This window comes from Serratia sp. CY76391 (assembly GCF_052166695.1).
GTDB lineage: Bacteria > Pseudomonadota > Gammaproteobacteria > Enterobacterales > Enterobacteriaceae > Serratia > Serratia nematodiphila.
In genome coordinates this window covers 1-25,542 of record NZ_JBJNOJ010000001.1, presented here as the reverse complement: position 1 = coordinate 25,542, position 25,542 = coordinate 1, and the positions used below count along the sequence as shown (strand labels likewise).

General features: G+C 61.2%; 29 protein-coding genes and 1 pseudogene. 14 read left to right on the top strand and 16 right to left on the bottom strand.

Translation table 11 applies throughout. The features are described 5' to 3' along the window. Nucleotides 1–63 precede the first annotated feature (63 nt). The gene (locus ACJ8PN_RS00150) at nucleotides 64–945 is read right to left on the bottom strand and encodes a pirin family protein (protein ID WP_015376795.1); all 882 of its coding nucleotides are present in this window, start codon (nucleotides 943–945) and stop codon (nucleotides 64–66) included. A gap of 125 nt (nucleotides 946–1,070) precedes the next feature. Here ACJ8PN_RS00150 and ACJ8PN_RS00145 point away from each other — a divergent pair, with 125 nt between their 5' ends. Beyond that, nucleotides 1,071–1,979 carry a LysR family transcriptional regulator gene (locus ACJ8PN_RS00145; RefSeq protein ID WP_442534449.1) on the top strand — a complete coding sequence of 303 codons (909 nt, stop codon included), beginning with the start codon at nucleotides 1,071–1,073 and terminating at the stop codon, nucleotides 1,977–1,979. Here the strand turns inward: ACJ8PN_RS00145 and ACJ8PN_RS00140 are convergent, their stop codons facing one another. Both ACJ8PN_RS00140 and ACJ8PN_RS00135 read right to left on the bottom strand, forming a co-directional pair. Then, the gene (locus tag ACJ8PN_RS00140) at nucleotides 1,980–2,363 is read right to left on the bottom strand and encodes a VOC family protein (protein WP_015376793.1); all 384 of its coding nucleotides are present in this window, start codon (nucleotides 2,361–2,363) and stop codon (nucleotides 1,980–1,982) included. Between the two features lie 2 nt (nucleotides 2,364–2,365). Further along, nucleotides 2,366–3,148, bottom strand: coding sequence for a DeoR/GlpR family DNA-binding transcription regulator (locus tag ACJ8PN_RS00135; protein ID WP_004940586.1), 783 nt, complete (start codon nucleotides 3,146–3,148; stop codon nucleotides 2,366–2,368). Nucleotides 3,149–3,181: 33 nt separating this feature from the next. Between ACJ8PN_RS00135 and ACJ8PN_RS00130 the strand changes: the two genes are divergently transcribed. Both ACJ8PN_RS00130 and ACJ8PN_RS00125 read left to right on the top strand, forming a co-directional pair. After that, nucleotides 3,182–3,472 (top strand): hypothetical protein, encoded by a 291-nt coding sequence (locus tag ACJ8PN_RS00130; protein WP_442534448.1) that lies wholly within the window; start codon nucleotides 3,182–3,184, stop codon nucleotides 3,470–3,472. Further along, complete coding sequence (locus tag ACJ8PN_RS00125; protein ID WP_442534447.1) at nucleotides 3,414–3,938, top strand: hypothetical protein; 525 nt, start codon at nucleotides 3,414–3,416, stop codon at nucleotides 3,936–3,938. Before ACJ8PN_RS00130 ends, ACJ8PN_RS00125 begins: the two co-directional genes overlap by 59 nt. Before the next feature lie 36 nt (nucleotides 3,939–3,974). Here the strand turns inward: ACJ8PN_RS00125 and ACJ8PN_RS00120 are convergent, their stop codons facing one another. The 4 genes from ACJ8PN_RS00120 to ACJ8PN_RS00105 all read right to left on the bottom strand — a co-directional run bounded on the left by ACJ8PN_RS00120 (nucleotide 3,975) and on the right by ACJ8PN_RS00105 (nucleotide 6,130). Beyond that, entirely contained in the window at nucleotides 3,975–4,238 is a 264-nt protein-coding gene (locus ACJ8PN_RS00120) for a putative hemolysin (protein WP_004940597.1), read from the bottom strand. A 50-nt stretch (nucleotides 4,239–4,288) separates the two neighbouring features. Further along, the gene (locus tag ACJ8PN_RS00115; RefSeq protein ID WP_015376789.1) at nucleotides 4,289–4,777 is read right to left on the bottom strand and encodes a DUF2501 domain-containing protein; all 489 of its coding nucleotides are present in this window, start codon (nucleotides 4,775–4,777) and stop codon (nucleotides 4,289–4,291) included. A 126-nt stretch (nucleotides 4,778–4,903) separates the two neighbouring features. After that, nucleotides 4,904–5,494 (bottom strand): lipid IV(A) palmitoyltransferase PagP, encoded by a 591-nt coding sequence (gene pagP, locus ACJ8PN_RS00110; protein WP_004940603.1) that lies wholly within the window; start codon nucleotides 5,492–5,494, stop codon nucleotides 4,904–4,906. A gap of 207 nt (nucleotides 5,495–5,701) precedes the next feature. Further along, nucleotides 5,702–6,130, bottom strand: a complete 429-nt coding sequence (locus ACJ8PN_RS00105) for a universal stress protein (protein ID WP_171453389.1) — start codon at nucleotides 6,128–6,130, stop codon at nucleotides 5,702–5,704. A 675-nt stretch (nucleotides 6,131–6,805) separates the two neighbouring features. On the opposite strand from ACJ8PN_RS00105, the gene ACJ8PN_RS00100 reads away from it, so the two are divergent. Then, nucleotides 6,806–8,485: an alpha-keto acid decarboxylase family protein gene (locus ACJ8PN_RS00100; RefSeq protein ID WP_171453388.1), complete on the top strand. Its 1,680-nt coding sequence runs from the start codon at nucleotides 6,806–6,808 to the stop codon at nucleotides 8,483–8,485. A 55-nt stretch (nucleotides 8,486–8,540) separates the two neighbouring features. Here the strand turns inward: ACJ8PN_RS00100 and ACJ8PN_RS00095 are convergent, their stop codons facing one another. Further along, nucleotides 8,541–9,644, bottom strand: coding sequence for a DUF1615 domain-containing protein (locus tag ACJ8PN_RS00095; protein WP_004940610.1), 1,104 nt, complete (start codon nucleotides 9,642–9,644; stop codon nucleotides 8,541–8,543). A gap of 178 nt (nucleotides 9,645–9,822) precedes the next feature. Between ACJ8PN_RS00095 and tehB the strand changes: the two genes are divergently transcribed. Next, nucleotides 9,823–10,686 (top strand): SAM-dependent methyltransferase TehB, encoded by an 864-nt coding sequence (tehB, locus tag ACJ8PN_RS00090; protein ID WP_411261261.1) that lies wholly within the window; start codon nucleotides 9,823–9,825, stop codon nucleotides 10,684–10,686. Here the strand turns inward: tehB and ACJ8PN_RS00085 are convergent. Both ACJ8PN_RS00085 and ada read right to left on the bottom strand, forming a co-directional pair. Continuing rightward, the gene (locus tag ACJ8PN_RS00085; RefSeq protein ID WP_442534446.1) at nucleotides 10,681–11,394 is read right to left on the bottom strand and encodes a 2OG-Fe(II) oxygenase; all 714 of its coding nucleotides are present in this window, start codon (nucleotides 11,392–11,394) and stop codon (nucleotides 10,681–10,683) included. The genes tehB and ACJ8PN_RS00085 overlap by 6 nt on opposite strands. After that, the gene (gene ada / locus ACJ8PN_RS00080; RefSeq protein WP_442534756.1) at nucleotides 11,391–12,446 is read right to left on the bottom strand and encodes a bifunctional DNA-binding transcriptional regulator/O6-methylguanine-DNA methyltransferase Ada; all 1,056 of its coding nucleotides are present in this window, start codon (nucleotides 12,444–12,446) and stop codon (nucleotides 11,391–11,393) included. Before ada ends, ACJ8PN_RS00085 begins: the two co-directional genes overlap by 4 nt. A 237-nt stretch (nucleotides 12,447–12,683) precedes the next feature. On the opposite strand from ada, the gene leuE reads away from it, so the two are divergent. Both leuE and ACJ8PN_RS00070 read left to right on the top strand, forming a co-directional pair. Beyond that, nucleotides 12,684–13,322 (top strand): leucine efflux protein LeuE, encoded by a 639-nt coding sequence (gene leuE, locus ACJ8PN_RS00075; RefSeq protein ID WP_004940625.1) that lies wholly within the window; start codon nucleotides 12,684–12,686, stop codon nucleotides 13,320–13,322. Between the two features lie 159 nt (nucleotides 13,323–13,481). After that, nucleotides 13,482–14,981: an aldehyde dehydrogenase family protein gene (locus tag ACJ8PN_RS00070; protein WP_442534445.1), complete on the top strand. Its 1,500-nt coding sequence runs from the start codon at nucleotides 13,482–13,484 to the stop codon at nucleotides 14,979–14,981. Between the two features lie 33 nt (nucleotides 14,982–15,014). Here ACJ8PN_RS00070 and feaR read toward each other — a convergent pair whose 3' ends face one another. The 3 genes from feaR to ACJ8PN_RS00055 form a co-directional block, all read right to left on the bottom strand. Next, nucleotides 15,015–15,914, bottom strand: coding sequence for a transcriptional regulator FeaR (feaR, locus tag ACJ8PN_RS00065; protein WP_351109957.1), 900 nt, complete (start codon nucleotides 15,912–15,914; stop codon nucleotides 15,015–15,017). A gap of 138 nt (nucleotides 15,915–16,052) precedes the next feature. Next, nucleotides 16,053–16,694, bottom strand: coding sequence for a DsbA family protein (locus tag ACJ8PN_RS00060; protein ID WP_351109954.1), 642 nt, complete (start codon nucleotides 16,692–16,694; stop codon nucleotides 16,053–16,055). 107 nt (nucleotides 16,695–16,801) lie between these two features. Further along, nucleotides 16,802–17,206, bottom strand: a complete 405-nt coding sequence (locus tag ACJ8PN_RS00055; protein WP_015376778.1) for an Exc2 family lipoprotein — start codon at nucleotides 17,204–17,206, stop codon at nucleotides 16,802–16,804. A 193-nt stretch (nucleotides 17,207–17,399) separates the two neighbouring features. On the opposite strand from ACJ8PN_RS00055, the gene ACJ8PN_RS00050 reads away from it, so the two are divergent. Further along, complete coding sequence (locus ACJ8PN_RS00050; protein ID WP_004940639.1) at nucleotides 17,400–17,648, top strand: hypothetical protein; 249 nt, start codon at nucleotides 17,400–17,402, stop codon at nucleotides 17,646–17,648. On the opposite strand, the gene ACJ8PN_RS00045 is transcribed toward ACJ8PN_RS00050, so the two are convergent. After that, entirely contained in the window at nucleotides 17,645–18,412 is a 768-nt protein-coding gene (locus ACJ8PN_RS00045; protein ID WP_442534444.1) for an NAD(P)H-dependent oxidoreductase, read from the bottom strand. The genes ACJ8PN_RS00050 and ACJ8PN_RS00045 overlap by 4 nt on opposite strands. An 84-nt stretch (nucleotides 18,413–18,496) precedes the next feature. Between ACJ8PN_RS00045 and ACJ8PN_RS00040 the strand changes: the two genes are divergently transcribed. Then, nucleotides 18,497–18,877, top strand: a complete 381-nt coding sequence (locus ACJ8PN_RS00040; protein ID WP_004940645.1) for a winged helix-turn-helix transcriptional regulator — start codon at nucleotides 18,497–18,499, stop codon at nucleotides 18,875–18,877. Here the strand turns inward: ACJ8PN_RS00040 and ACJ8PN_RS00035 are convergent. Continuing rightward, a complete protein-coding gene (locus tag ACJ8PN_RS00035) occupies nucleotides 18,874–19,455 on the bottom strand; it encodes a flavin reductase family protein (RefSeq protein ID WP_442534443.1) in 582 nt (193 codons plus the stop codon). The genes ACJ8PN_RS00040 and ACJ8PN_RS00035 overlap by 4 nt on opposite strands. Nucleotides 19,456–19,629: 174 nt before the next feature. Between ACJ8PN_RS00035 and ACJ8PN_RS00030 the strand changes: the two genes are divergently transcribed. The 5 genes from ACJ8PN_RS00030 (at nucleotide 19,630) to ACJ8PN_RS00010 (ending at nucleotide 25,257) form a co-directional block, all read left to right on the top strand. Continuing rightward, on the top strand, nucleotides 19,630–21,231 hold the full coding sequence (locus tag ACJ8PN_RS00030; RefSeq protein WP_442534442.1) for an ABC transporter substrate-binding protein: 1,602 nt from the start codon (nucleotides 19,630–19,632) through the stop codon (nucleotides 21,229–21,231). 268 nt (nucleotides 21,232–21,499) lie between these two features. After that, nucleotides 21,500–22,024: a cytochrome b561 gene (gene cybB / locus ACJ8PN_RS00025; protein WP_171455025.1), complete on the top strand. Its 525-nt coding sequence runs from the start codon at nucleotides 21,500–21,502 to the stop codon at nucleotides 22,022–22,024. A gap of 53 nt (nucleotides 22,025–22,077) precedes the next feature. After that, nucleotides 22,078–23,364, top strand: a complete 1,287-nt coding sequence (locus ACJ8PN_RS00020; RefSeq protein ID WP_171453382.1) for a hypothetical protein — start codon at nucleotides 22,078–22,080, stop codon at nucleotides 23,362–23,364. Further along, on the top strand, nucleotides 23,361–24,536 hold the full coding sequence (locus ACJ8PN_RS00015; protein ID WP_171453381.1) for a hypothetical protein: 1,176 nt from the start codon (nucleotides 23,361–23,363) through the stop codon (nucleotides 24,534–24,536). The genes ACJ8PN_RS00020 and ACJ8PN_RS00015 overlap by 4 nt, the downstream gene beginning before the upstream one ends. Nucleotides 24,537–24,552: 16 nt before the next feature. Continuing rightward, nucleotides 24,553–25,257: a hypothetical protein gene (locus ACJ8PN_RS00010; protein WP_442534441.1), complete on the top strand. Its 705-nt coding sequence runs from the start codon at nucleotides 24,553–24,555 to the stop codon at nucleotides 25,255–25,257. Nucleotides 25,258–25,323: 66 nt separating this feature from the next. On the opposite strand, the pseudogene ACJ8PN_RS00005 reads toward ACJ8PN_RS00010, so the two are convergent. Beyond that, a pseudogene (locus ACJ8PN_RS00005) lies at nucleotides 25,324–25,542 on the bottom strand (pyrroloquinoline quinone biosynthesis protein PqqE); the annotation flags it as partial.

The following is a 25,542-nucleotide window of genomic DNA, read 5'->3' as shown; positions in this document are numbered from 1 at the left end:
GGGCGTTGAGGTTTAAGTGTGGCGTCTGGAACCGAGAACACTTCCCGCCCCAGACGCCAAGGTTCAACCGGCGCTCGCTTCGGCGTTCATGCTGCCGAACTTGCCGCTGTTGAAATCGCGGAACGCCTGCTGGATTTCCGCTTCGCTGTTCATAACGAACGGGCCGTAGCCGACGATAGGCTCATCGATCGGTTCGCCGCTCAGCACCAACAGCGCGACGTCGTTGTTGGCTTCGATAGTGATCGAATCCCCCGCCCGGTCGAAACGCACCATTTGGGTTTCACGCACCACATCTTCGCCGTTAACCAGGATCGCGCCGTGCAGCATCACCAGCGCCAGCGTATGGCCTTCTTTCACCGTCAGCGTGGTGGTATGGCCGGCATTCAGCTTCATATCCCACACGTTGAGCGGGCTGAAAGTGCGCGCCGGGCCGGCATGGCCGCCGAAGTCACCGGCGATCACCCGCACCTGCCCTGCGCCGTCCGCCAGCGGAACCACCGGAATATCGGCGTTCAGCAGCGTCTGGTAACCCGGCTCGGCCATTTTGTCCTTGGCCGGCAGGTTGACCCACAGCTGCACCATTTCCATGGTGCCGCCGTTGCGCGAGAAGTCCCGCGAATGGAACTCTTCGTGCAAGATGCCGGAGGCGGCGGTCATCCACTGGACGTCGCCGGGGCCAATCACCCCGCCGCTGCCGGTCGAGTCGCGGTGTTCCACTTCGCCCTGATAGACGATGGTCACCGTTTCAAACCCGCGATGCGGGTGCTGACCCACGCCACGGGTGCCGGAGGCGGAACGGAATTTGGTCGGCGCCGCGTGATCCAGCAGCAGGAACGGGCTCATTTCCGCCCCCAAATCGTTATAAGAGAACAGCGAATTCACCAGGAAACCGTTACCGACCCAGTGTGCTTCCGGGCTGTTGTGAATACCGAGGATTTTTTTCATCTTGAACTCCCGTTTCAGACCTCACGGCCTTAAGTTGATGTCAGAAGTTTAATCCGCCGGGGTTTGCTGCAGTAGTAGGCAAGATGTACACTCAGCGTTCTACTGATAGAACGATAAGGGATACGATGCTGACCGATCTGAACGATCTGTTTTTCTTCGCCAGCGTGGTCGATCACCAGGGATTCGCCCCCGCCGGCCGGGCGCTGGGCATTCCCAAATCCAAGCTCAGCCGCCGCGTGGCGCTGCTGGAGGAGCGGTTGGGCGTACGCCTGATCCAGCGCTCGACGCGGCGCTTCTCGGTGACCGAGGTCGGCCAAACCTATTACGCGCACTGCAAGGCAATGCTGGTGGAAGCGGAAGCGGCGCAGCAGGCGATCGAACAGACCCGCGCCGAGCCCTGCGGCACGGTGCGCATGTCCTGCCCGGTGGCGATCCTGCACACCCGCGTCGGCAGCATGGTGGCGGCCTTTATGGCCGATTATCCCAAGGTGACGGTGCATCTGGAGGCCACCAATCGCCGGGTGGACGTGGTGGGGGAAGGGTTGGATCTGGCGATCCGCGTGCGGCCGCCGCCGCTGGAGGACAGCGATCTGGTGCTGAAGATCCTGGCGCAGCGCACCTGGTGCGTCGCCGCCAGCCCGGCGCTGGTGCGCACCCTCGGACCGGTGCGCACGCCGGAAGACCTGCGTAAATACCCGACGCTCGATCTCGGCCCCGCGCGCGGTCAGCACCAATGGCGGCTGACCGGCCCGCAGAGTGAACGGGTGGAGTGGGAGCACACGCCGCGGCTGGTCACAGACGACATGCTGATGCTGCGCACCGCCGCCATCGCCGGCGCCGGCATCGTCCAACTGCCGGCGATGATGATGCGCGACGACATGCTGCGCGGCGAGCTGGTGCAACTGTTGCCGGGCTGGCAGCCGCAGGGCGGCGTGGTGCATGCGGTTTACCCGTCGCGCCGCGGTCTGCTGCCGGCGGTGCGGCTGCTGCTCGACTATCTGGGCGAGCAATTCGCCAGCATTGAAGAAGAGTGATCAGGCGGTGATTTCGATCGCGTTACCGTCTGGATCGCGAATGACGGCCTCGTAGAAGCCGTCGCCGGTCCAGCGCGGCGCGGACAGCAAAATGCCCTCCTGCTGCGCGCGCTGCGCCAACCGATCGACCTGCCGCTCATCCCCCAACGACAGCGCGATATGCGCCCAACCGACCCGCTCCTCCTGCTCCTGCGCCGGCAGCAACGTCGGTACGCGCATGATCTCCAGCGACGGCCCGGCCGCCAGGCTGACGAAGCGGGAAACGAACCCCGGCCGGTTGCGGCTGACATACTCCTCTCCCGCGGCACCATTGAAATAGCGCTGCCAAAATGCCAGCTGCGCGTCGATGTCACGGGTCCACAGGGCAACATGGGCTATTTTCATCATCATTCTCCGGTCGGTAAATCGCTGTGCCAAACCTGGCCGCCGCCCTGCGCCACCTGCAGCTCAAGCTGCGGGTGCGCGCCGCGCGCCGTCACCAGATGATCCACCCGCCCGGCGGGCAGGAACGGGTAAGGGGCGTAGGTATTGAGCTTGTCGCGGGTGCACAGCACCGCCACGCTGCCGGCGCGCGTCAACAGCCGCTTTTTGAAGGTGGCGTCCTGGTAGCTCAGCGCGGAGAAGCCGCCGGCCGGGTCGTAGGCGCAGATGCCGGTAAACACCAAATCGAAATGGAAACCGTCGATCTCTTCCGCGGCCTTGGCGTCCACGCAGCCGCCGACCTGCGCATCCAACTCGCCGCCGATCAGGATGGTGCGGATCCCCGGCCGCTCCAGCATTTTGCCGGCGATGCTCAATGCATTGGTCACCACCGTCAAACGCCGGTCGCGCGGCAACAGATCCGCCAGATACAGGTGGGTGCTGCCGGCGTCGAGGAAGATCAGCTGTTCTTCACCGATCACCCCCAGCGCGGTCTGCGCCAGCGCCAGCTTCTCATCGCCGCTGAGCGCAATGCGCGCCGCAACGGGGCCTTCGGCCGGCGTCGGCGCCAACGCGCCGCCATAGATGCGCTTGCACAGATTTTGCGCCGCCAGCTGGCGCAGATCGCGGCGGATGGTCGCTTCGGTGGTGTTCAGCCGCTGCGCCATCTCCAGGGCCAGCACCCGCCCCTGTTGGCGGAGCGTGTCAAGAATGGCCTGGTGACGCTCATTCGGTAACAGTTTGGACATCATGTCAATCCGGTGACGCTAAAGTGATCATAAATGCACACAAACAAACACAAACGTACAATGCAGAGCGGAAGAAAAATCGCCGGGCAGGATTTTCGCCTGCAGGATGTTGGCTATACTGAGGCAAGCGAAGTTACCGCAGACGTAACGGCTTGGACGCTAAGGGAAAACGATGTTATTGACGATCGCAAGGTGGCTGTTTCAACTCCCCGGGAAGCTGTTCGGGCTGATTTTCAAAAATCGCCTGAGGATATTTTTGTTCTTCATGCTGGTCGCCGTTGGGGTGCTCGGCGCCAAGCGCTATCTGCGCGCTCACCAATATGACGACGAGTTCAGTCTCGCCGCCCCCGCCGATTACAATCGCGCCATCAAGCGCGAAATGCCGCTGCGGGAGGCGCGCGAACAGTGCGGCGGGCCGCTGCATGACAATGCCGGGCAGCCGTGGCCCGCCTCAGCGGGTTATCTGCATCAGCCGACGCGCCTGCCCGCATCCGGCCTGCATCGGCTGACGTTGGATAATCAGGGCAACGATTTCGCGGTGCTGGTCAAGCTGGAAACGCCAGCGGCGCCGCAACAGCTGGCGGAAGTCTTTATTCCGCCCGCCGGCAGCTTCGAGGTGAAAATCAATGCGAACGCGGAACACGTGATGAAAATCAAGAATATCAAGACCGGCTGCATGTTCCGCTCCCGGCCGTTCAACCTGGATAAACAGCGTGATTGGCGCATGCCGCTGACGCTGCAGAAGGACGGCAACCTGCAGCTGCAGCCGATAGGCGATCGCCAATTCTGAGCGGGCGCCGGGCAGCAGAGCCGGCGCCGCATAGGGTTACTTTTTCACCGGATGATCGCGGCGGAACAGTTCCCAGCTTTCAATTTCCTGCCCACTCGGCAAGGTACAGGTGGAATACTGGCCTGCCGCATTCTCTTTGGCGTTCAGCTTGCCGCCGATTTGGGTGCAGTACACGTCGGCCGGGTTCGCCATGCCGATCGGTTTCACCTGCGGCGGTGGCGGCGCATCGTTGGATTTCACGGAACACCCCTGCAACATCGTCATCCCTGCCAGCAGGGAAAGCATCAACGTTTTTTTCATTTTTCCAGCTTATACAAAAACGAACGGCGGAGCGCTCCGCCGTTCTTAGATCATGAAATAAAGGATTTGCCCTGTTTCAGCACCAGATCGCAGGCTTTTTGCTTCACCTTCTCGGTGATCTGCGAGGTGCCCAGGCTGTTCAGATCCAGGCTCTTGCCTTCGCCGGTCTGCAGCAAGCCGCCCAGGCCCTGCTGATAATCCTGACTCTTGGCGTTTTCGGTGCTGGTGATGCCCAGCTTGCTGAGCAGCTGATCTTTCACCCCTTCGGCGCCGTTAGCCGACAGCACGTTGTTTTTCACGCAGTACTGCAGGATACCGGCGGCATTGGTCATGCTGCTGGAGCTCAACGCCTTGTCGCCGCCGTTCAGCAGGCCGGTCAACGAGGAGAGCGACATGCCGCCGCTACTATCGCCGCCCGACTTGCTCAGTTCGCCCGCCGCGCTGCTGAGGGAATCCATCAGCCCGGCGGCCTGGGTGGCGCCGCTGGCCAGGGTCGCGGACAGCGCCAAAGCCAGCAATAAACGATGTTTGGTGATCATAGTGGTGAAACTCCTGTCATAACGGCATGCAATCGGCGCAGCGCGCCGGGATACCTCTCCGACGCCGCCTGCGGCGACAAGTTCCTTTTATCTCGCCGCCGCGCCGTTTTTCGGAATTCAGGAAGTTTAGAACTGCCAGCGCAGCCAGGCGAAGAACACGTTGCCGTTGTTATAGGTGCCGGGAATGTAGGTCGCCTGGAACGTCAGCCGCTGATAGCCGATAGAGGCCAGCGGCAGCGGCGCCGGGATAGGGATGTAATTCCAGTTGTCGCGCGCGGTGACGCTGGCGGTGAAGCCCAGCCCCAGGCGGAAATCCTTGTCATCCAGCGGGCGCCAGATCTTCTCGTAGGCGTAGCCGCCGATCGGCTCCCATTTGTTGAAGGAATCCTTGAACGCCATGATGTAGATGCCGTGCCAGTCACCGTCGCTGTCGTAGCGGGAGATGCCGTAACCGGCGCCCCATGGGCGTTCGTTGTACTTATCGATATGCTCATCATCATAAGTCCAACGGTTGTGCCAGGTGATGGCCGGGATATAGAGATCGTGGTTAGGCGAGTTGTTCCAGGTCTCCGCCACGTTATCGGTAAAACGCTGCCATAAACCCGGTTTTTCAGCCTGTGCGGCATTGCCACTTTCTGTACCAACCTCAGCATAAGAAGGCAGTGCAGGAAATATCAACGCCAGAGAACACGCCAAAAGGGTCCGTTTTAGAAACATCGTAAAGCTCCTGTAAAAATACGGCCGCAGATTTTTACCGATAGCCCAGGCAAGATCAAGCCGTATCTAATTTATCCAACGCCCGTTGTGCTTTGGTTAAGTTTAGCACCGGAAAATGCCCAATAATTCAGGACAAACCGTACCGATATCCGCATGCTATTGCCTTTCGGGCGGCAAAACCGTGGGAAAAATCCGCTTTGTCACACGCTACTCGCGAGCAAGATGCTTGACCAACACATCGACATCGAGACGGTTCACGAACGCCAGGGAATACGAGGAATAGAGGCCGAACAGGCGGTTTTGGTGCCCGACCACCACCAGATCGATGCCGGCCTGGTGAATAAAATCGCTCACGTCCTTAAAGCGCCGAATGGTGACAATCTCCTTGACCGCGACCGGCACATCGACGGCGCTCACCAACCGGCTCAGCATCGCCTTGGCGGCGATCACTTCCTGCGCCTGGCGATCCTTGATTAACGCATCGCTGCCGTACTCCAGCTCCGCGTAGTCGGCGTTAAGGTGCCCGACGGTGAGGGCGATTGGTTGCCCGCGCACCATCGCCGCCGTTTGACGCAGCAACGGCAGCCCATCACGCTCGTTATGAATCAGCACCAGAATATGTCGATAGCCTTTCATCACACGCCCCCCTCTCAAGCCAGCACCGCTGGGACATGAGCCCCTCTGGTAGGTATACGCCATCCGTGCGCACGTAGAGAAAAGTTTACGTATCACTTCCCACAGAATGTGATGACCGCCACGTTATATTAGCGCCCGTGACGGCCCATTTTTACATCGGCCCGACGCGGCGCGCATTGCGGCATCTGTAAAGCAAAACTGACAACAATGACCGAATAAAAAAACCCCATTGTTGATTTTTTGTTTTTAATTGGTTACTGGAAGGTTTCTTTAAATAAGCGTGCGGCGGATCACCAAAATGCACCTTTACATGAAGTTGTGCTTTTCTTTCTCAGGCAAAAAGCGTTGCACCGCTCAATGGGATTTAACACGGCTTCAAAAGTACCGGATGATTCACCCTGCATCATGATAAATACCAATGCGCCGCCGTTTTTCTGCCGATATGCCGTCAACGAAAAATACCGCCCCGCCCTAATGCACAATAGCCACACTATTTATGGACAAACCCATCGCGTAAAGCGCCGAATACAAACCGCCTCTTCCTCGGCCGCTCCTCCTATCTTGAACAAGCCGACACTTTAAATAACTGTTAATGCTAACGACACAACATCGCCAGCAATTTATTTTTGCTGATTTTCGCCTGACAAAATAAAGATAAATAATCCGGAGCAATCAATGAAAATAACTATCGGGTCATTCATTCTGCAACAGCTTCACGCCCTGAACGTCGATCGTATTTACGGCGTGCCCGGCGACTATAACCTCAGCCTGCTGGAGCTGTTGGAAAGCGACGAACGGCTGGCGTTTGTCGGCAACTGCAATGAATTGAACGCCTCCTACGCCGCCGACGGCTACGCACGGATGAAAGGCGCCGGCGCGCTGATCGTCACCTACGGCGTCGGCGATCTGGCCGCGCTGTCCGGCATCGCCGGCGCCTATGCCGAATCTTCGCCGGTGGTCTGCATCGCCGGCACGCCGCCGCTGCACGCGATGAAGAATCATCAGCTATTGCACCATACCCTGGGCGACGGCAATTTCGACAACGTCATGAACTGCTTTAAACAATTCACCGTCGCTCAGGCTCTTATCACGCCGGAAAATGCCGCGCAGGAAATTCCACGCGTTATTTCTCGCGCCTGGATAGAGAAGAAACCGGTGTATTTACAGCTGCCGTCTGATATTTGCGATATCGAAATTGAAGTCGCCGAAGCCGCAGCAGCGCCGCAATTGCCGGCGAGCGATAAATACAATGTGCAATTGGCGGCAATGGCGCTGTTAACCAAAATAAAGCGCGCGCAGCGCCCGATCATATTGGTCGACCAAATGGTGGATCGCTACCAGTTGCAGCAGTTGGTTATCGATGTCGCTCACCGCTTCGCCATACCGCTGACCAACATGCCAACCGCCAAATGCATTATCCCGGAAAACACCGCCGGCTGGATGGGCGGCTACAGCGGCAACCTGTCGCGCCCCGAATTGTATGAACGCATGGCCCACTCAGATTGCGTGCTGAGTTTCGGCGTGCGTCTGGTGGACTCCACCACCGGCTATTTCTCGCAGCAAATTCCCGCCGCCGCTCAGGTGGATATTCAGCCGTTCTCGATGACGTTGGACAATACGTCCTACCCGGCGGTAGCGACGGCGGCTCTGCTGCAGGCGCTGCTGGATCTGAGCGAAGACGCGCCGGCGCAGCTTTTATCACCGCTGGCCGATCCGCGTGACAAGCTGGCGACGCCGAGCGACGCGCTTATCGACCAGGCCTATCTGTGGCAGCGGATCCAACGCTTCATCCAGGCGGAGGATGTGGTGGTGGTGGAAAACGGCACCTCGGGCGCGGCCATCGGCGGCATGCGCATGCCGGGCGGCGTCAAGGTGGTCAACCAACCGATTTGGGGCTCGATCGGTTATACCCTGCCGGCGCTGCTCGGCACCCTGATGGCGGCCCCTGAGCGCCGTCACCTGCTGTTCATCGGCGACGGCTCCTTCCAGCTTACCGCGCAGGAAGTGTCCACCCTGCTGCGCTGCGAACAAAAGCCGATCATCTTCCTGATCAACAACGACGGTTACACTATCGAACGCTATATCCTCGGCGAAAACTCGTCCTACAATGACATCAGCCCGTGGGACTACGCCAAACTGCCGGCGGTATTGAATACCCAGGCGCAGCCGTTCAGCGTAGCGGTGGAAACCACACAACAGCTGGAAATGGCCCTGGAACACGCCTCACGGCAGGATCGGCTGGCGTTTATCGAGGTGAAAGTGCCGATGATGGACACGCCGCCGGTGATGAAAGAGTTCTGTAACCGCTGCAACAGCTTTAACTTCGGCCTGACCAACCCGCGCCGCAGCGCCTGAGGCGCGATGATCGCGCCGCCGGTGGTTCAGGCCACCGGCGGCGTTTTTCATGCCGTTACCCGCCGGCGCGCGCCATGCAGCGCTGGCGGCGTTCATCCACCCGCTTGGCGAACCAGGCGGTGGTCAGCTTGCGGGTGATTTTCGGGCTTTCCAACTGGATACCCGGCAGCATCTCACGCGGCAGCTTGCCGCCCGCCAGCGCAAAGACCTTCTTATACAGGTCGGTATCGGCAAAGTCAGCCGTATCGCCTTTCTCAAGCGCCCGGCGAATGGCGCTGTCGCTCATGTTCAGGCGCTTGCCGAGCGTACGCACCGCCAGCTCGGTCGAGCCGGGCTTGTCGCTGCTGAAGTCGATCAGATCGCCGTCCAGCGCCAACGGAATGGCGCTCGCCCGGCTGACCGCGTTTTGGAACGCTGCGTTGCGGCTGGCGTACCAGCCGGCGTTGAAGTCGGCAAAGCGGTAAATCGGCCGGCTGTAATCGGCCGGGTACCCCAGCAAATGCATAATGCCGAAGTACATGCCGCCGCGCCGGCTGAAAACTTCGCGGCGAATCGAGCCGTCGACCGGATAAGGATACCCTTTGGCGTGCGCCTCGGCGAAGGCGATGCTCACCTGCATCGGGCCGCCGGTATGTACCGGGTTCAAATGGCCGAACAGCTTCTGTCCCATCGGCACGCGGTCGATCATGTCATCGAAGATATCGCTCAGATCCTTCTCCGTGCGCACCTTATCCAGACGCTCGCTGTAGCTCTGGCCGTTCGACGACGAGATCTTCAACGCGGTATGCACCAAAAAGTTCGGGATGTGCATCTGATCGGCACGGCGGTCGATCTCTTTCCAGGCGATCTTCGGCAGCCCCGGCACCTGCGGGTTAGCCTGGAACGTCGACTCTTGTTCGGTCACCGCCAGCACCGAACACAGGTTCTCATCGCTCGGTTCAATACCCTGCGCGGCGAAGGCGGCGGTAATATCGGTGGCCCAGCCCTGGCGATCGCCGGCGTTGGCCGGGATCAGCGTCATCAGTCGGGCTTTGACGTCGGCGGGGCGCGCCGCCGGCGCCGTGGTGGTGGTTTTGCTGGTACAGCCCGCCAGCGCCAGCAGCGCGGCCAGGCTCAGCAAACGGAAGGGCATCGGGTGGAATAAACGAGATATCGGCATCTTTTCCCTGAACGTGATGACATGAACAGCACTGAAATTAGCCCAGCCGCCGCGCACAATCCAGTATAAAGATATCGCCGCGCCTTTCCGTCAGGCCGCTATGTTCAAACGATCGATAAAGATGTATTTTATATACATCATATAAATCACTTTGTTTGCCCAGCCAGAGGAGCCCCCTATGGAGCAGCAGCTGCTTTGCTATAAAACCCTGCCGGAATGGAACAGCGACACACTGCCGGAAGCCTTTCGCCAGCGCCACAACACCCAGAGCGGCACCTGGGCGAAGCTCACCGTGCTGAGCGGCAACCTGACGTTCGCCATGATGACCGAAGACGGCGCCACCACCGAGACCTGGCAGTTTAGCCCCGAAAGCCAGCCGCCGTTTATCGAACCGCAGCAGTGGCATCGCATCGTTTCCTTCTCGGACGACATGACCTGCCGGCTGGCGTTCTACTGCACGCCGGAAGATTACTACCACAAGAAATACGAACTGACGCGCACCCACTCCGAAGTGATCGAAGCGGCGGCGCGCATCGCACCGGGCAAGGCGCTGGATCTGGGCTGCGGCGGCGGCCGCAATTCGCTCTATCTCAATCTGAAAGGTTTCGACGTCACCGCCTGGGACAAGCACGCGCCGTCGATAGCTCGCCTCAATCAGATCATCGACGCCGAGCAGCTGACCCGCCTGAGCGCCGGGGTGCAGGATCTCAATACTCACCGCTTCAGCGGCGAGTACGACTTCATCCTGTCCACCGTGGTGTTGATGTTTCTCGAGCGCCAGCAGATCCCGCATATCGTGCAAAACATGCAGGACAGCATCGTGCCCGGCGGCCATAATCTGATCGTGGCGGCGATGGATACCGAAGATTATCCCTGCCCGCTGCCGTTCCCGTTCACCTTCAAGCCGGGCGAGCTGAAGCACTATTACCGCGACTGGCAGATCCTCAAATACAACGAGGACGTCGGCCAACTGCACAAGACCGACGCAGCCGGCAACCGCATCTCGCTGCGCTTCGCCACCCTGCTGGCGCGCAAGCTATAACGCGTCGTGAAAGATCACCCCTAGCGTGTGGCGTTGGCCGGTGCGTATCCGGCTGACGCCGTGGCGCAGATTGACCCGATAGTAGCCTCTCGCCCCGGCCACCGGCCGATGGTGCACCGCGAACACCACCGCATCGCCCTGCTGCAGCGGCACCACCTCCGGCCTGCTCTGCATCCGCGGCCGCTGCTCGGTCAGCACAAACTCGCCGCCGGTGAAATCCCGTTCAGGGGCGGAGAGCAAAAACGCTACCTGCAGCGGAAACACCCGTTCGCCGTACAGATCCTGATGCAGGCAGTTGTAATCCCCCTCCGTGTAACGCAACAGCAGCGGCGTTGGCCGCCGCTGGCCGGCCTGATGGCATTCAGTCAGGTAGGCCTCGTGTTCGGCGGGATAGCGCGTCTCCAGACCCAGCATGGCGTTCCAGCGATTGGCCAACGGCGCCAACCGCGCGTACAGCAGGCCGCGCACTTCGGCCACCGGGGGCGGTAACGGATACGCAAAATACCGGTACTCGCCGCGGCCAAAACCGTGCCGCGCCATGACGATGCGGCTGCGGAAGTGCTCGCCATGCGGATACAGCGCCGCCAATTGCCGGCACAGCTCGGCGCTGAGCACGCCCGGCAGGCGCGCGCCCCCCTGCGCATCAAGTTCGCGTTCGATCGCCGCCCAGTCCAATTCGGCCAACCGCGCCGCCAGCGCGCCGCTCATCGCTGCGCCTCCTTTTCCAGCAAGGCTTTCTTGCGCTCGACGCCCCAGCGATAACCGGACAAGGCGCCGTCGTTGCGCACCACCCGGTGACAGGGGATTGCCACCGCCAGCACGTTGGCGGCGCAAGCGCCGGCCACCGCGCGCACCGCTTTCGGCGCGCCGATGCGCCGGGCGATATCGGCATAGCTGACGGTTTCGCCGACTGGTATCGCCTGCAGCGCCCGCCAGACCCGCTGTTGAAACGCAGTGCCGCGAATATCCAGCGGCAGCGCCAGCCCGCTCTCCGGCGCTTCAATCAGGCCCACTACCTGCGCCATCAGCGCTTCATACTGTGCGTCACCGCCGATCAGCTCGGCGTTGGGGAATTTATCCTGCAGATCCTGCACCAGCTGCTGCGCATCGTCCCCCAGCAGAATGGCGCAAATGCCCACCTCGCTCTGCGCCGCCAGGATCTCGCCCAGCGAACAGCGCCCGACGGCGAAATGGATGCGCATGCCTTTGCCGCCCGCCCGGTAGGCCTTCGGCGTCATGCCCAGCGCGGCGTTGGCTTGCTGGTAGAAGCGGCCGTTGGTGCCATAGCCGGCGTCGAAGATCGCGTCGGTCACCGTCTCCTGCTGCGAAAGACCGGTGCGCAAGCGCTGGCTACGCTGCGCGTCGGCGTAGCCTTTCGGCGTCAGGCCGGTGATCGCTTTGAACAGCCGGTGGAAATGGTATTGGCTCAACCCGATGTGGCGCGCCAGCGTCTGCAGCGACGGCGCTTTCTCCGCCCGTTCGATATAGCGGCAGGCCTCGGCTATCTGCCGCGCATGCTGCTCCGTCAACGGCGTCAGCCCCTGGCGGCAGCGTTTGCAGGGCCGATAACCCGCCGCCTCCGCCTGTTCCGCATCGTCGAACAGCTCCACGTTTTGCCGATTCGGCTGGCGTGACGGGCAGGAAGGCGAGCAATACACGCCGGTGGTTTTCACCGCGTAGATAAAGCGGCCGTCGGCGTGCTTGTCGCGGCTGACGATCGCCAACCAGCGCGGATCGGCGCTGTCGATTACGTTTTTCATCATCCGTTCCTCACTGCGGTTTCGATGTTAACCAGCATAGTGACGGGCCGTTGGCGAAACACGCCGACTCTTGCTTTTTAATTCGATGCCGACGTTTTCAACAATGTTTCGACAATTTTTAACCAACAACATGAAGTTTATTACGTTGCCAACCCGCTTGCACGGCGTTAGGATCGCGGCCGGTCACGGGCGTGGCCAGTGTTTTTGCCTGTTAGTTGCGCGCATGGAGAGGTTATTGTGTTAGAGAGTTTTGGCGTCCTGAATTTATGGACCTATTTGGCCGGGGTGGTCTTCATCATCATTCTGCCGGGGCCGAATACACTGTACGTGCTGAAAACCGGCATATCGCGCGGCGTGCGCGCCGGCTACACCGCGGCGCTGGGCGTGTTTATCGGTGATGCGATCCTGATCTTCTGCGCCTATATCGGCGTGGCGTCGCTGATCCGCACCACGCCGTTCCTGTTTACCCTGGTGCGTTTTCTCGGCGCGATTTACCTGCTGTTCCTCGGCGCAAAAATCCTCTACGCCACCTTCGTGCAGAAGGCGCAGGCGCAACAGCAGCAAATTGAAGGCGGCCACAGCATTCTGCGCAAGTCGCTGACGCTGAGCCTGACCAACCCGAAAGCTATTCTGTTTTACGTGTCGTTCTTCGTGCAGTTCATCGACTTCAACTACGCGCACACCGGGCTGTCGTTCACCATTCTGGCGCTGATCCTCGAAGCCGTCAGCTTTATCTACATGAGCACGCTGATCTTCTCCGGTGCGATGCTGGCGCATTTCTTCAACCACAAGAAAGGCCTGGCGAAGCTCGGCAACGGCCTGATCGGCCTGCTGTTCCTCGGTTTTGCCACCCGTCTGGCGACCCTGAGCTCGTGATCCCTCCCGGCCGGCGCCCGCCGGCCGCGGTTTACTCTCCCGTCACGGCAAAATGACACGCAGGACAAACCGAATGTCAGGCAGACCAAAGCCGCCCCTTTCCCGCTGATCTAGACTTGCAGGGTTAACGATAACCTGATGAGCCTGATCGGAGGATGTATGTCTGACAATACCGTAGCCGTGCTGGATAGCGTGTCGCGTTTTCTCGATCGTCAGCATGGGCTGTATATCGACGGCCAATGGCGCGCGTCCGCCGCGGAAGGCCGCCTGGCGGTGTACAACCCCGCCAATGGGCAGCAGATCGCCACCACCGCCGACGCCAATGAACACGACGTCGCGCTGGCGGTGCAGTCCGCCCACAAAGCCTTCAGCGAAGGCGTCTGGGCGCAGCGCCTGCCGGTAGAGCGCGAGCGCATCCTGCTGCGCTTCGCCGATCTGGTGGAGCAGCACGCCGAAGAGTTGGCTCAGCTCGAAACCCTTGAGCAGGGCAAATCCATCAACATCGCCCGCGCCTTCGAAGTCGGCAGCACCCTGAACTGGATGCGCTACACCGCCGGGCTGGCGACCAAAATCACCGGCCAGACGCTGGACGTCTCCATTCCGATGCCACCGGGCGCCAAATATCAGGTTTATACGCGCAAAGAGCCGATCGGCGTGGTCGCCGGCATCGTGCCCTGGAACTTCCCGCTGATGATCGGCATGTGGAAAGTGATGCCGGCGCTGGCTGCGGGCTGCTCCATCGTCATCAAGCCGTCGGAAACCACCCCGCTCACCCTGCTGCGCATCGCCGAACTGGCGAGCGAAGCCGGCGTGCCGCCGGGCGCGTTCAACGTGGTCACCGGCCGCGGCACCATGTGCGGCAAGGCGCTGACCGAACATCCGCTGATCGCCAAAGTCAGCTTTACCGGCTCCACGCCGGTGGGCAAAAGCATCGCGCGCGCGGCGGCGGATCGCCTGACCCGCGTGACGCTGGAGCTGGGCGGCAAAAACCCGGCCATCGTGCTGAAAGATGCCGATCCGCAGCAGGTGATCGAAGGCCTGATGCTCGGCAGCTTCCTCAACCAGGGGCAGGTGTGCGCCGCCAGCTCGCGAATCTATATCGAAGCGCCGATTTATGATCGGTTGGTGGCTGGATTCGAACAGGCGGTGAAATCGCTGTCGGTCGGGCCGGGGATGGATACCGGCGCGCAAATCAACCCGCTGGTGTCGCTCGCGCACCGCAACAAGGTGGCGGCCTACCTGGACGACGCCCGGGCGAAAAACGCCGAGCTTATCGGCGGCGCGGCCGGGCCGGACGCCAACGGCTTCTACATTCCGCCGACCCTGGTGATCAACCCGGACGATCGGCTGAACCTGACGCGCGAGGAAGTGTTCGGCCCGGTGGTCAACCTGATCCGGGTGGCGAGCGCCGAAGAAGCGCTGAGCAAGGCCAACGACACCGACTTCGGGCTGACCGCCAGCCTGTGGACCACCAGCCTGCAGCAGGCGATGGCGCTGACGCCGCGCATTCAGGCCGGCACCGTGTGGGTCAACACACATACGCTGATCGACCCGAACATGCCGTTCGGCGGGTTCAAACAGTCGGGCAGCGGCCGTGATTTCGGCCCGGATTGGCTGGACGCTTACACCGAGTCGAAATCGGTCTGCATCCGCTATTGAGTGAAGCGGCGCGGGCCTGGCCCGCGCCCTGACTTACTGATACTGCCTGCGGTACTCGCTCGGCGACATGCCGAAACGCTGCTTGAAAGCGGTCGAGAAATGGCTGTGATCGGCGAAGCCCCAGTCGAGGCCGACTCCGGCCAGCTTTTCTTGCCCGGCGGCGCTGCGCAGCGCCTGCGCGCAAAGATCCAGCCTGCGGTTCCTGATGTACTGGGCCACCACCAGCCCCTGGCGGGCGAACAGCCGATACAGACTGCGCAGCGACACCCCCAACTCGGCCGCCACCCACTCAGGGCGCAGCTGCGCCGACTGAATATGCCTGTCGATCAACGCCAGCGCCTTGTCGAAGACCGGTTGTTGCCCCTCCGGACGCGCCTGTTCGAGCGCCAACGCCGGGCGCAGCAGCGCCGCCAGCGCATTCAGCACCGCCTCGCTTTCCGCCGCGGCGAGCTGAGGATCCTGCATGCTGCTCAGCACCAGCTGGCGGCTGAGGCGCACCGCGCTGAGCTCAGCCCCGAGACGCTGCGCACCAGGCGGCGGCAGCGGCAGGCAGCCGCGCGGCAACAACAGGGAGATTTGGCGCGAATCGCGCTGGAAGGTGAAGCTGCTGGGCCGTGAGGCATCGATCAGCGTCATGTCGCCGGGGGAGAGCAGCGTTTGGCGATCGCCCTGCTCCATCAACGCACTGCCGCGCAGCTGGATGACGGTGAAAAAGTGCGCGCCGTCGCTGCGGGCGATCTCACGCGGCGTGCGGTACAACCGGGCCTGAGACACGTCGACCACGCTCAGGCGCAGGGCATGGGCGCGAAACTCCTGCATCGCCCCGCTAAAGCCGGGCCCCAACGTTTTCGCGCAGAATCGGCCGCAAGCGGTGTTGATTTTCCCCAGCCACTCTTCGAAGCCGACGTCCCGGAGCGTTGCCAATGCCGTCATGATCTCTCCCTTCAAACAGCAGCGGAGCTGCGCCGTTGAACAGAAAAACACCATAACAATCCGTTAACACACAATCAATGGCGAGCGGGGGATTTGGCGCCGCGATCACAGATCACCGGGCGCCGGGGAGGCATCGCCTTAAGGCTGCGTATCCAACAGATGGCGCACCACCGCCGCGTACTCTTTGGCGTAACCTTCGACGCTGGTGCTGGCCATGCCGGCATTATCTATCTTGTATTTGCCTGCCACGTAGAACGACGGGGTGCCGCGCACCTCGAACGCTTTCACCGCTTCGTTCTGCTTGGCGATCACCCCTTTGACCAGCAGGCTGTGGCGCGCGTTTTCATAGGTGGCGGCATCGATGCCGGCCGCCGTGAACACCCGCTGAATATCGTCGGCGCCGTTGACGGCGCGCTGTTTCTGCACCGCATCAAACATCGCGCCTTCAATCTTGTCTTCCACGCCCAGCACCGTCGCCACCGCCCAGGCTTCGGTCAGCTCATTGCCCAGTTTGCCCATCAGGCTGACGTGATATTTGGTGACCTTCTCACCAGCGGGCAGCGCCTGCGCCACGGTGCTGCCTACGCGGTAGGTTTCGGCGAACTGATAGCAAGGCCCGCAGTAGAAGGAGAAAAACTCCACCACCGCCGGTGCGGCGGCCACCGGATGATCCAGCCGGGTATATTGCTCGCCCGCACGGTAATCCGCAGCCTGCACCGCGGGCAGCGCCAACATCAATACGACGGCGGCGGCGAACGAACGCTTAACTTTTGCCAACATAAACACTCCTGGTTTCTTCTATGAACATCGTCCTTAGCGGCGGTTTTTATAATCAAATAACCGCCAGAAGGCCAGTTTTTATTACCTTCTGTTTATGTGGGATTAAGTCAGCGCCCTTCGTAGCCGTCCCAATAGGCGCCTACCGCTTCCTGCGACAGCACCTGGCGGCGTTTAGGATTGTCGGTGCTGCTGTAGGCGCGATTGATGAAAATGGTTTTGTGTTCCATATTCTGCTGGAATTCCGCGCTGGCCAGGTAGTCGGCCTTTTTCTGCGCTTCGCTGCGCGCCACGCCCGCCGCGCGATCCTTTTTCCCCTGCTGATAGAACTGTTCGAACATCGGCACGGCGTTTTTAATGCTGCCGTTCACATCGGTGCGGAATTGCGGATCGAAGTCGTCGCGGGTTTGATAAACGTAGTGTTTGGCATGCTGCTCGGCGCTGCTGAGGGAGTGGGTGCAGGCGCTGAGCGCCAACAGCGGCAACAGCAGCGCCGCGCTTTTCAGTCTTTTCATGTCGTCTGTCCCTGTCAGTGAGGAAGGTTCCTTTAGCGCCAAGAGCATAGCGCCAGCCCCCGGTGAACGTCAAACGACAAAATACGCATCACTTTGTTTTATATTAATATTATATACATTGATTGGTATTCATTGCCTGAAACACTATGCTTTAACAGAACAGGGTAAACACTCACCGACAGCGAGGCGGCCAATGAAACCGATCGACAAAAGCGTGGGGGAGTACGACCTCACTGCGGAAAAAAAAGCGGGCATGATCACCGGCACCATCCGCGGTGAACTGCCGGACAGCGACGCGAATCTGCCGCTGCTGCCCTTCTCCGGCACCTTCGCCGGCCCGAGCGTGGCCGAAGCCATCGCCGATATTCAGCAGCAGTTCCCCGACATCGAACCGGCGATTATCGACGATTTGCGCGAGGAACTGCTGAAGGCCGGGTTCTAAGCCGGATCTCGGTGCCGCACGAACGGACTGTAGACCGGCGCGCCGGGCTTCAGCGCCAGATCGGCATCAAAATCTTCATTACGGTTGAACGGCACCACCGGCCAGGCGGCAAGGTCGCTTAAGCCAGCCCGATACGCCTGCGTCACCTGCGCCAACGCGGCGTTTTGCGCCTGCCGCTCCTCGCACGCCAGCCCGCCGCGCACGCCATAGACCAGGAACGGTTCCAGCACGCTAAAGCCGATATAGTGCAGCGCATGCATGATCGGCCACAGCATCAGCCGCATGTCGCCGTCGCGCCCGTCCGGCGCGCAGGCCTGTGCGGAAGCGCCGGCGGTGACGGTCAGCAGCGCCCGCTTGCCGCGCATCACGCCGTTCTCATGGCGGTGGCGGCTGTCGTAGAGCCCGCCGTAAACGAACACCCGATCCATCCAGCCCTTGATGATGGCCGGCGCGCCGAACCACCAGAAAGGGAACTGCAGCACCAGCGTATCCGCCCAGCGCAGCAGCTCGATATGCCGCCGGATCTCCGCCGGCAGTACCTGGATCGTCCAGTGATGGCGCTGCTCCTGCATCGCATCGAACCTGTCCGCCTGCTTTCTGCTGGGGTAGTGGCCGGCGCCCTCGCGCGGATCAAACCCCTCCTGATACAGATCGACCGTTTTCACCTGATGCCCCTGCGCCAGCCAGGCCTGCCGCGCCTGTTCGGCCAAATGGGCATTGAAAGAATGCGGCTCGGGGTGAGCCAGCACAATCAGCACGTTCATCCTGTTTCTCCCGTTGTAAGGTGGTGCTGTTATGCTGTGGCTTTATCGCCCTCTTGGCAATTACGCACCTGAAGGTAACCCCCAATGGCTTATCCCGGCGACGTCTATTCGAGCAAGTGCTCCGCGCGCGATGCGCTGGCGCTGATTTCCGGCAAGTGGGTGATGCTGATCCTGCCCGCGCTGGCGCAGCGGCCGATGCGCAACGGCGAGCTGCTGCGCCGCATCGACGGCATTTCGCAGAAGGTGCTGACGCAAACGCTGCGCCAGCTGGAACGCAACGGGCTGCTCGAGCGGCTGGATTTAAGTGAAAAGAATCAGGCCCATGTGGAATACCGCCTCAGCGCCGTCGCCTGCTCGCTGGTCGAGACGCTGACGGCGCTGGATAAGTGGGCGGAATACCATTTCCCCGAGCTGGACGCCGCCCGCGAGCGCTATGATGCAGACCGCAAACGCGAGGCCGATTAAAGCGGTTTGGCCCGCAGCGTCTCGCCGATGCGCACGAAGTTGCCCGCCCCCAGATGATGAATGGTGTGCAGATCCGCATTGGCGGCGGTGAAGTGCCAGCGCCCTTGCTGGAACACTCGCTCATCCGCCGCCGCGCTCAACACCTCGCCGAAGCAGGTGTCGTATTTTTCCTGCGCGCCGCTTTCCGGCAGCAAGCGACACTCCAGCCACGCCACGCAGCCCTGTTCGATCAGCGGCACCTGCAGCGTGGCGCTCGGCGTCGCTGCGATATGGAAACGGGAAAATTTGTCTTCATCCAGCCCGGACACGCTGCCCACCGCGTAGGTGGCGTCGATGAACATCGCCGCCGGCACGCAAATGCCGAATGCGCCGCTCTCCTCGATCATTTGCCGGCTATGCGCCCCTTTGTCCACCACGATGGCGATGCGCGGCGGGCTGAACTCCACCGGCATCGACCAGGCGGCGGCCATCACGTTGCGTTTGGCGCCGTCATGGCTGCGGCTGGTGATCAATACCGTCGGACCGTGATTCAGCAGGCGGCTGGTGTGTTCGAGGGCGACAGGACGAAAGTGGCTCATCGGGAAATCCTTGCGAGTGACTGTTTGCCCAGCAGTGTAGATCTGCGCCGCAATGGCAGGCAACGCGGGGCGCACAGAATGCACCGATGAGGCGCTTGTTCCCGATCTCGCCATCCGTTATCTATAGTTAGATCAATTCGCCGGTAACGGCTCATTCCACCTGAGGATCTTGCCTTGACGTTTTTAAAACACCCTATCGCCGGATTGGTGCTGGCCGGCTGCGGCCTGTTGTCGGCGGGCGGCGCGCTGGCCGCTTCCGATGCGCTGGTGTACTGCACCGTCGCCTCGCCGGAATCGTTCAACCCGCAGCTCTCCAGCTCCGGGCCGACCTTTATCGCCACCTCGCAGGTGCTGTACAACCGCCTGGTAACGCTGCGTGAAAGCGACAAAACGCCCGCCCCTTCGCTGGCCACCGAGTGGAGCGTCAGCCCGGACGGCAAGACCTACACCTTCACCCTGCGCCAGGGCGTGAAATTCAACAGCAACAAATACTTCACCCCAACGCGCGACTTCAACGCCGAAGACGTGGTGTTCACCGTGATGCGGCAGAAAGATCCCGCCAACCCGTATCACAAGGTCTCCGGCGGCAACTATGAATACTTCACCGACATGGGTCTGGATAAGCTGATCACCAAGGTGGAAGCGGTAGACGAGCACCACGTGCGCTTCACGCTGAGCCAGCCCAACGCCGCCTTCGTCGCCGACTGGGCGATGGATTTCGCCTCGATCCTGTCCGCCGAGTACGCCGACGCGATGCTGAAAAAGGGCACGCCGGAATACGTCGACAACTGGCCGATCGGCACCGGGCCGTTCGCGCTGCAGCAGTACAAGCAGGATTCGCTGATCCGCTACATCGCCAACCCGCACTACTGGCAGGGCGATGTGGCCAGCAAGCACCTGATCTTCTCGATTACGCCGGATCCGCAAACCCGGTTGGCCAAGCTGAAAACCAACGAATGCCAGATCATCCCGGCACCGCTGCCGGAGCAATTCGCCGCCATCAAGGCCGACGGCAACCTGCAACTGCACGACATTACCGGGCTGAACGTCGGCTATCTGGCGTTCAACACCCAGAAAAAACCGTTCGACAACCTGCTGGTGCGCCAGGCGCTGAGCTACGCGGTAGACAAGAAAGCGATCGTCGCCGCCGTGTTCAAAGACAGCGGCACCCCGGCTAATTCGCTGCTGCCGCCGGGCATGCTGGGCTACAACGTTAAACTGCCGGAGTACGCCTACGATCCGCAGAAGGCGCGTGAGCTGCTGAAGCAGGCCGGGCTGGAGCACGGTTTTGAGACCGACATCTGGTCGATGCCGGTACAGCGCCCTTACAACCCGAACTCGAAGCGCATCGCCGAGATGATTCAGAGCGACTGGGCGAAGGTGGGCGTGAAGGCCAAGATCGTTACCTGGGAGTGGGGCCAGTATCTGGCCGGGCTGCGCAAAGGCGAGCAACAGAGCGCGCTGTACGGCTGGGTGTCCGACAATGGCGATCCGGACAACTTCGCCACCCTGCTCGGCTGCGCCGGAGTGCAGAGCGGCGCCAACGTGGCGCGCTGGTGCGATAAGGATTATGACAGCCTGATCCAGCAGGCGATCCAGGAAAACCAGCCGCAGGCACGCGCCAAGCTGTATCAACAGGCGCAGGTGATCTTCGCCAAACAGGCGCCGTGGCTGCCGCTGGCCACCGGCAAAGTGTTCTACGCCACCCGCAGCAACCTGAGCGGCTACGTGGTGGACGTGAACGGCAGCGACTTCGCCAAGGCCAAATTGAACTGATCCCGGGCGCCGCAGCGAGGGCTGCGGCACCACCCGCCTCATCGCTTAATAAGCTGCCAACCTCTGAACCTGTCGTTTATTAGCTTCATAACTTACTACCCCACCTATCGCCAGGCGCATAGCCCACTAAACCAATAGCTTAATAAGTGAGTTGAGCCTGGCGTTTTGCCTAAATTGCGCGCACGCGCTTTCCTCCGATGTAACATTTCGTTACCATCGGCACACAGACCCTTTAACATCAAAAGGTAACCCGGTGCAGAACACCTACATGCCGTTGCAAATTCGCCTGCACTGGCTGGTGGCGATCCTGCTGGTCATCACCTGTGTCACCATCGAGCTGCGCGGCTATGCCGAACCGGGCAGCGCCCCCTGGTACGCGCTGGTTGTCACCCACTTCAGCTGCGGCGTAACGGTGTTTGCGCTGATGATCGCCCGTCTGCTCCTGCGCTGGCGCCACCCCTCGCCCGCCATCGCGCCCAAACCCCCGAAGTGGCAAACCGGCCTGGCGCACCTGACGCACACCCTGATTTACCTGCTGCTGCTGACGCTGCCGGTGCTGGGGGTGTATTCACGCTATCTGGGCGGCAAGGAGTGGTATCTGTTCGGCCTGTCGATGCCGTTCGCCGACGTGGCCGATCGGCCGCAGGCACGAATGATTATCGGCTGGCACAAAACGCTGGCGTCATTCGGCTACTGGCTGATCGGCCTGCATACCGCCGCCGCGCTGTTCCACCACTATATCGTCAAGGACAATGCGCTGGTGCGCATGCTGCCGCTGATGAAAAAACGCTGAATACCCGGCGCCAGGGATGAATTTTCGGGCCACGCCCACTGACAGGGAATGACATGCAAACCCAATTTTTTAATGTGACCGTCGAGCAATGCGCCTGCCAGCAGACGGCGCCCGATAATCTGGTGAGGATCATCGCCTCCGGCCAGACGTTCTTTTTTTACCGCGACGACTTCAGCGACAGCGAAAATCTGCTGGCCAGGCTCGCCGCCGGCGATCGGGTGAAGATCGGTGCCCACCGCCTGCAAGACGGCAGCTACTGGCTACACTGGCTGCTGCACGGCACGAAAGGTCGGCTGGAGCCTGACAGAACGCTGAAATACAAGCTGAAATACTTCGCCCTGCTGCTGCTGGGCGCAGTGCTGGCCGGCGGTTTCCCGGCGGCCTTTTTCATCATGGACGGGGAAGATTCCTGGCTGACCATCGTCCTGTTCTTTATCGCCATCATCGCCGGCCTTATCGGCATCGGCATAGTGCTGTTCGTCGGTTCGGAGCTCCTGCTGATCGGGCACCGCGGCCGCAGGCGCCTGCTACGGGCGCTGGATCGCGTGCTGCAGGGGCAAGACGTCACGCCGCCCGGCTCGCTCAGCCTGAAAATCCCCGGCATCAAATACCGGGCTGTCCGCGCAGACGCTGTGCCGGCGACCACATCGCTGCAGACCGCGCCCCCCCTCCCGGACGGCGTCGAGACCTCCGGCATAGAGACGGTCAACGCCCTGAACTACGAACTCTGCCAATATGAGATCCCGCGGCAGGTGCAGTATTTGGATACGTATGCGTGGCGTCAGAAGGAGACGCACTTCGCGTTGACGACCCGCGCGCTCAATGTCCCCAATACCAAACTGCATCCGGTATTTCGTCGGCAGCATCCGCTTTTCATCGCCAAAGGCGATCCGCTGCAGGTGCTGTATTGCGAGAACGACGTCATTCCCGAGTTGCCCAAAGTGCGTGGGATCATCAATCATCGCGATCGCCAAACCTATCTCATCGGCGGCAGCCGCTACTTCACCGAAGCCGGTCTTAACCTGTGCGCGCGCGTTGTCTTCATTTTTGGGGCAATCGTGGCGTGTTTTGTACTCGGCATGATGGTGGTGGATAACGCCGATACCCCGGCCGGCTTTCACCTGGATGCCTGGACCCTGAAGCGTCTCGGCAGCGAATTGCCGCCGATTATTCTGCTGCTGATGCTGATGGTCAGCGGCCTGGCGCTGTTGATCGAGGGGTTCGCCCAGATCTGCCGCTTGTACTCTTTTGACCAGCACCGCACGTTTAAAACGTTTAAATACCTGAGAAATCTGCGCCGCAGTTTATGGCGGCAGGCTCAGGTGACGGAGCTGAAATGATGACGTTAGCGCTTTATAAAAGACCCCTTATTATCCTGACGCTGTTTTTGGCCAGCGCGCTGGGCGTCTATTTGCTCGCCCCTGAGCAACGCTATGCGCAGTGGCAATGGACTCAGGGCGACCAGGCGTTGCCGACGATAGCCCGTTACGATCTCATCCACAGCTATCCGGCGCAGGACGGCGCCCTGCTGCTCACCAGCAAAAGAAGTGAAGACCGCGCGTACAATAGCTTTTACGGCTGGGCGGCCAACTACCTCAGCCAGGTGCTGTTTGCCGGCCCAAAAGGGTTACAGATGCTGGGGGAACTCGACGACTTGATCCACGATGCGGTTTGCGGCGAGCAGGAGTGCGTGCTTTTTCTCTCTAAGGGCCGCAGGCTGGTTGATGTGCAACGGGGCACCATCGGGGCGCTGATCCCCTGGCCGGAGGGCGACGACAACCGGCCTTCCTTTGTCGGCGGCAAACTGGTAGCGCAACCGGGAAAACGCGCGCTGTATCTCATCAGCACCGAAGGCGTATTCTACAGCCCGGACTTCGGCGCCCATTGGCGGCAGACGCTGGATCTGCCGGCGCTGCTGGACGCGCGGCAACTGCTGGGCTTTGAGCGAGGCGAGGAGGACTCACCGACGGCTTACGCCTCCGGTAAGCGCAAATCCGTACCCGAGATCTTCACCGCCGTTGATGGTGATCGCGTGCATTTCTGGATGAACCCGGTGCTCGGATCCGGCGCGTTACACATCGCCGTTAACGGTAAAACCGGCGAGGTGATTGAACTGCATTGGCTGCTGGTGCGCGTGGAGGAAAGCGCGCAGGCCCCGGACGGCAGCATCTACCTGATCGCACAAACGCTGGACAGAGGGCTGTATCAGCTTCTGCGTTATCAATCCGACGGGCAGTTGAAGATGCTGCTGGAGACCGGCGATAAATCGCTGTATCAGCTCTGGGCGGGCAACGATAAGCTGGTCGCCCAAACGGATAACGGCGATGCCCGTCTTTCGCTGATTTTCGATCTGCGCTCATCCGAAGTGCGCTACCGACAGCCGTTGGAGTACCGCTACAACGGGCGCGACGACGCACGCCAAACCGTGATCGAACCGGAAAGCCACTATGGCGATGACGGGGAGACCCCGGCGCTGCCCTACTTCATTCGCTATCGCTCCACCACGCCGTGAACATAAGGAACTTGCCATGCTGTTAGGTTATGGCGCCGGCGTCGCCGGCCTGCTGGCGCTGTTATTGGCTCTGCTGCTCGCCGGCATCCTGCTCGCCTGGTGGGGCTGGCGATATGCCACCGCCCGCTGCGGCCGCCCGCGCCCGCCGCTTTCCTGGGGCGGCTATCTGTTGGCCTCGGCGCTGGCGATCTACCCGGTAGCGTTCGCGCTGATGCTGATCGACATTGCCATCCAGGATCTCAAGAGCCAGCGGGCGGAAGAACGCTGGAATCGGCGCAGCTACCTGACGCTAGAGGCGGCCAGGCCGTTCGGCGAAATCACCCTGCCAAAGGGAAGCTGGGTAAACCGGCAGGAGCCGCGCCAGCCCGGCACCGAAGACAGCCCCATCACGATGGACGGTGTAACCGCCGTGCGCTTCCCTCAGCCGCAAAGCGTGGCCGGCGTGCCGATCATCGCTTTTGAGGTTTTACCGCCGGTGATGGAGCTGGCGGATGCGCATACCTTCACCCGTCCAACCGGCCAAAGGGCGCACTGCGAAGCCGGTTGGCTGGTCTCTTTCTCTTTACCGCCGGATAAGCCGGCCCCGCAGTGGGAGGAGTGGCAGGCCGGGCTGCCTGCGGCGGCGTTTCGGCCCAGCGGCTGGCTCTTTAAGGAGTGCTTCTCCGGCGGCCCGATCGCGGTGCTGACCTTGCACAACGGCGAAGTCAGGGTGCTGCCTTAAGCGTTAGACCGTGGCGTAATTTTCAAAAGGTCGTTCCGGCAGATCTCAGTGAAGACAGCACCAACGCTATCCCTTGAAGATCAGTCGGGAGTTGGTCTGATTGCGAAAGCGCAGCTGATCGATACCGATCTGCGAGTGATTAGCCGCTTCACGCGCCGCCAGGATAGTGCCGTGATGCGGCGATTTGCCGCACACCGGGTCGGCGTTGTCGGCGTTGCCGGTCAGCATGAACGCCTGGCAGCGGCAGCCGCCGTAGTCTTGCTCTTTCTCCGAACAGGACCGGCA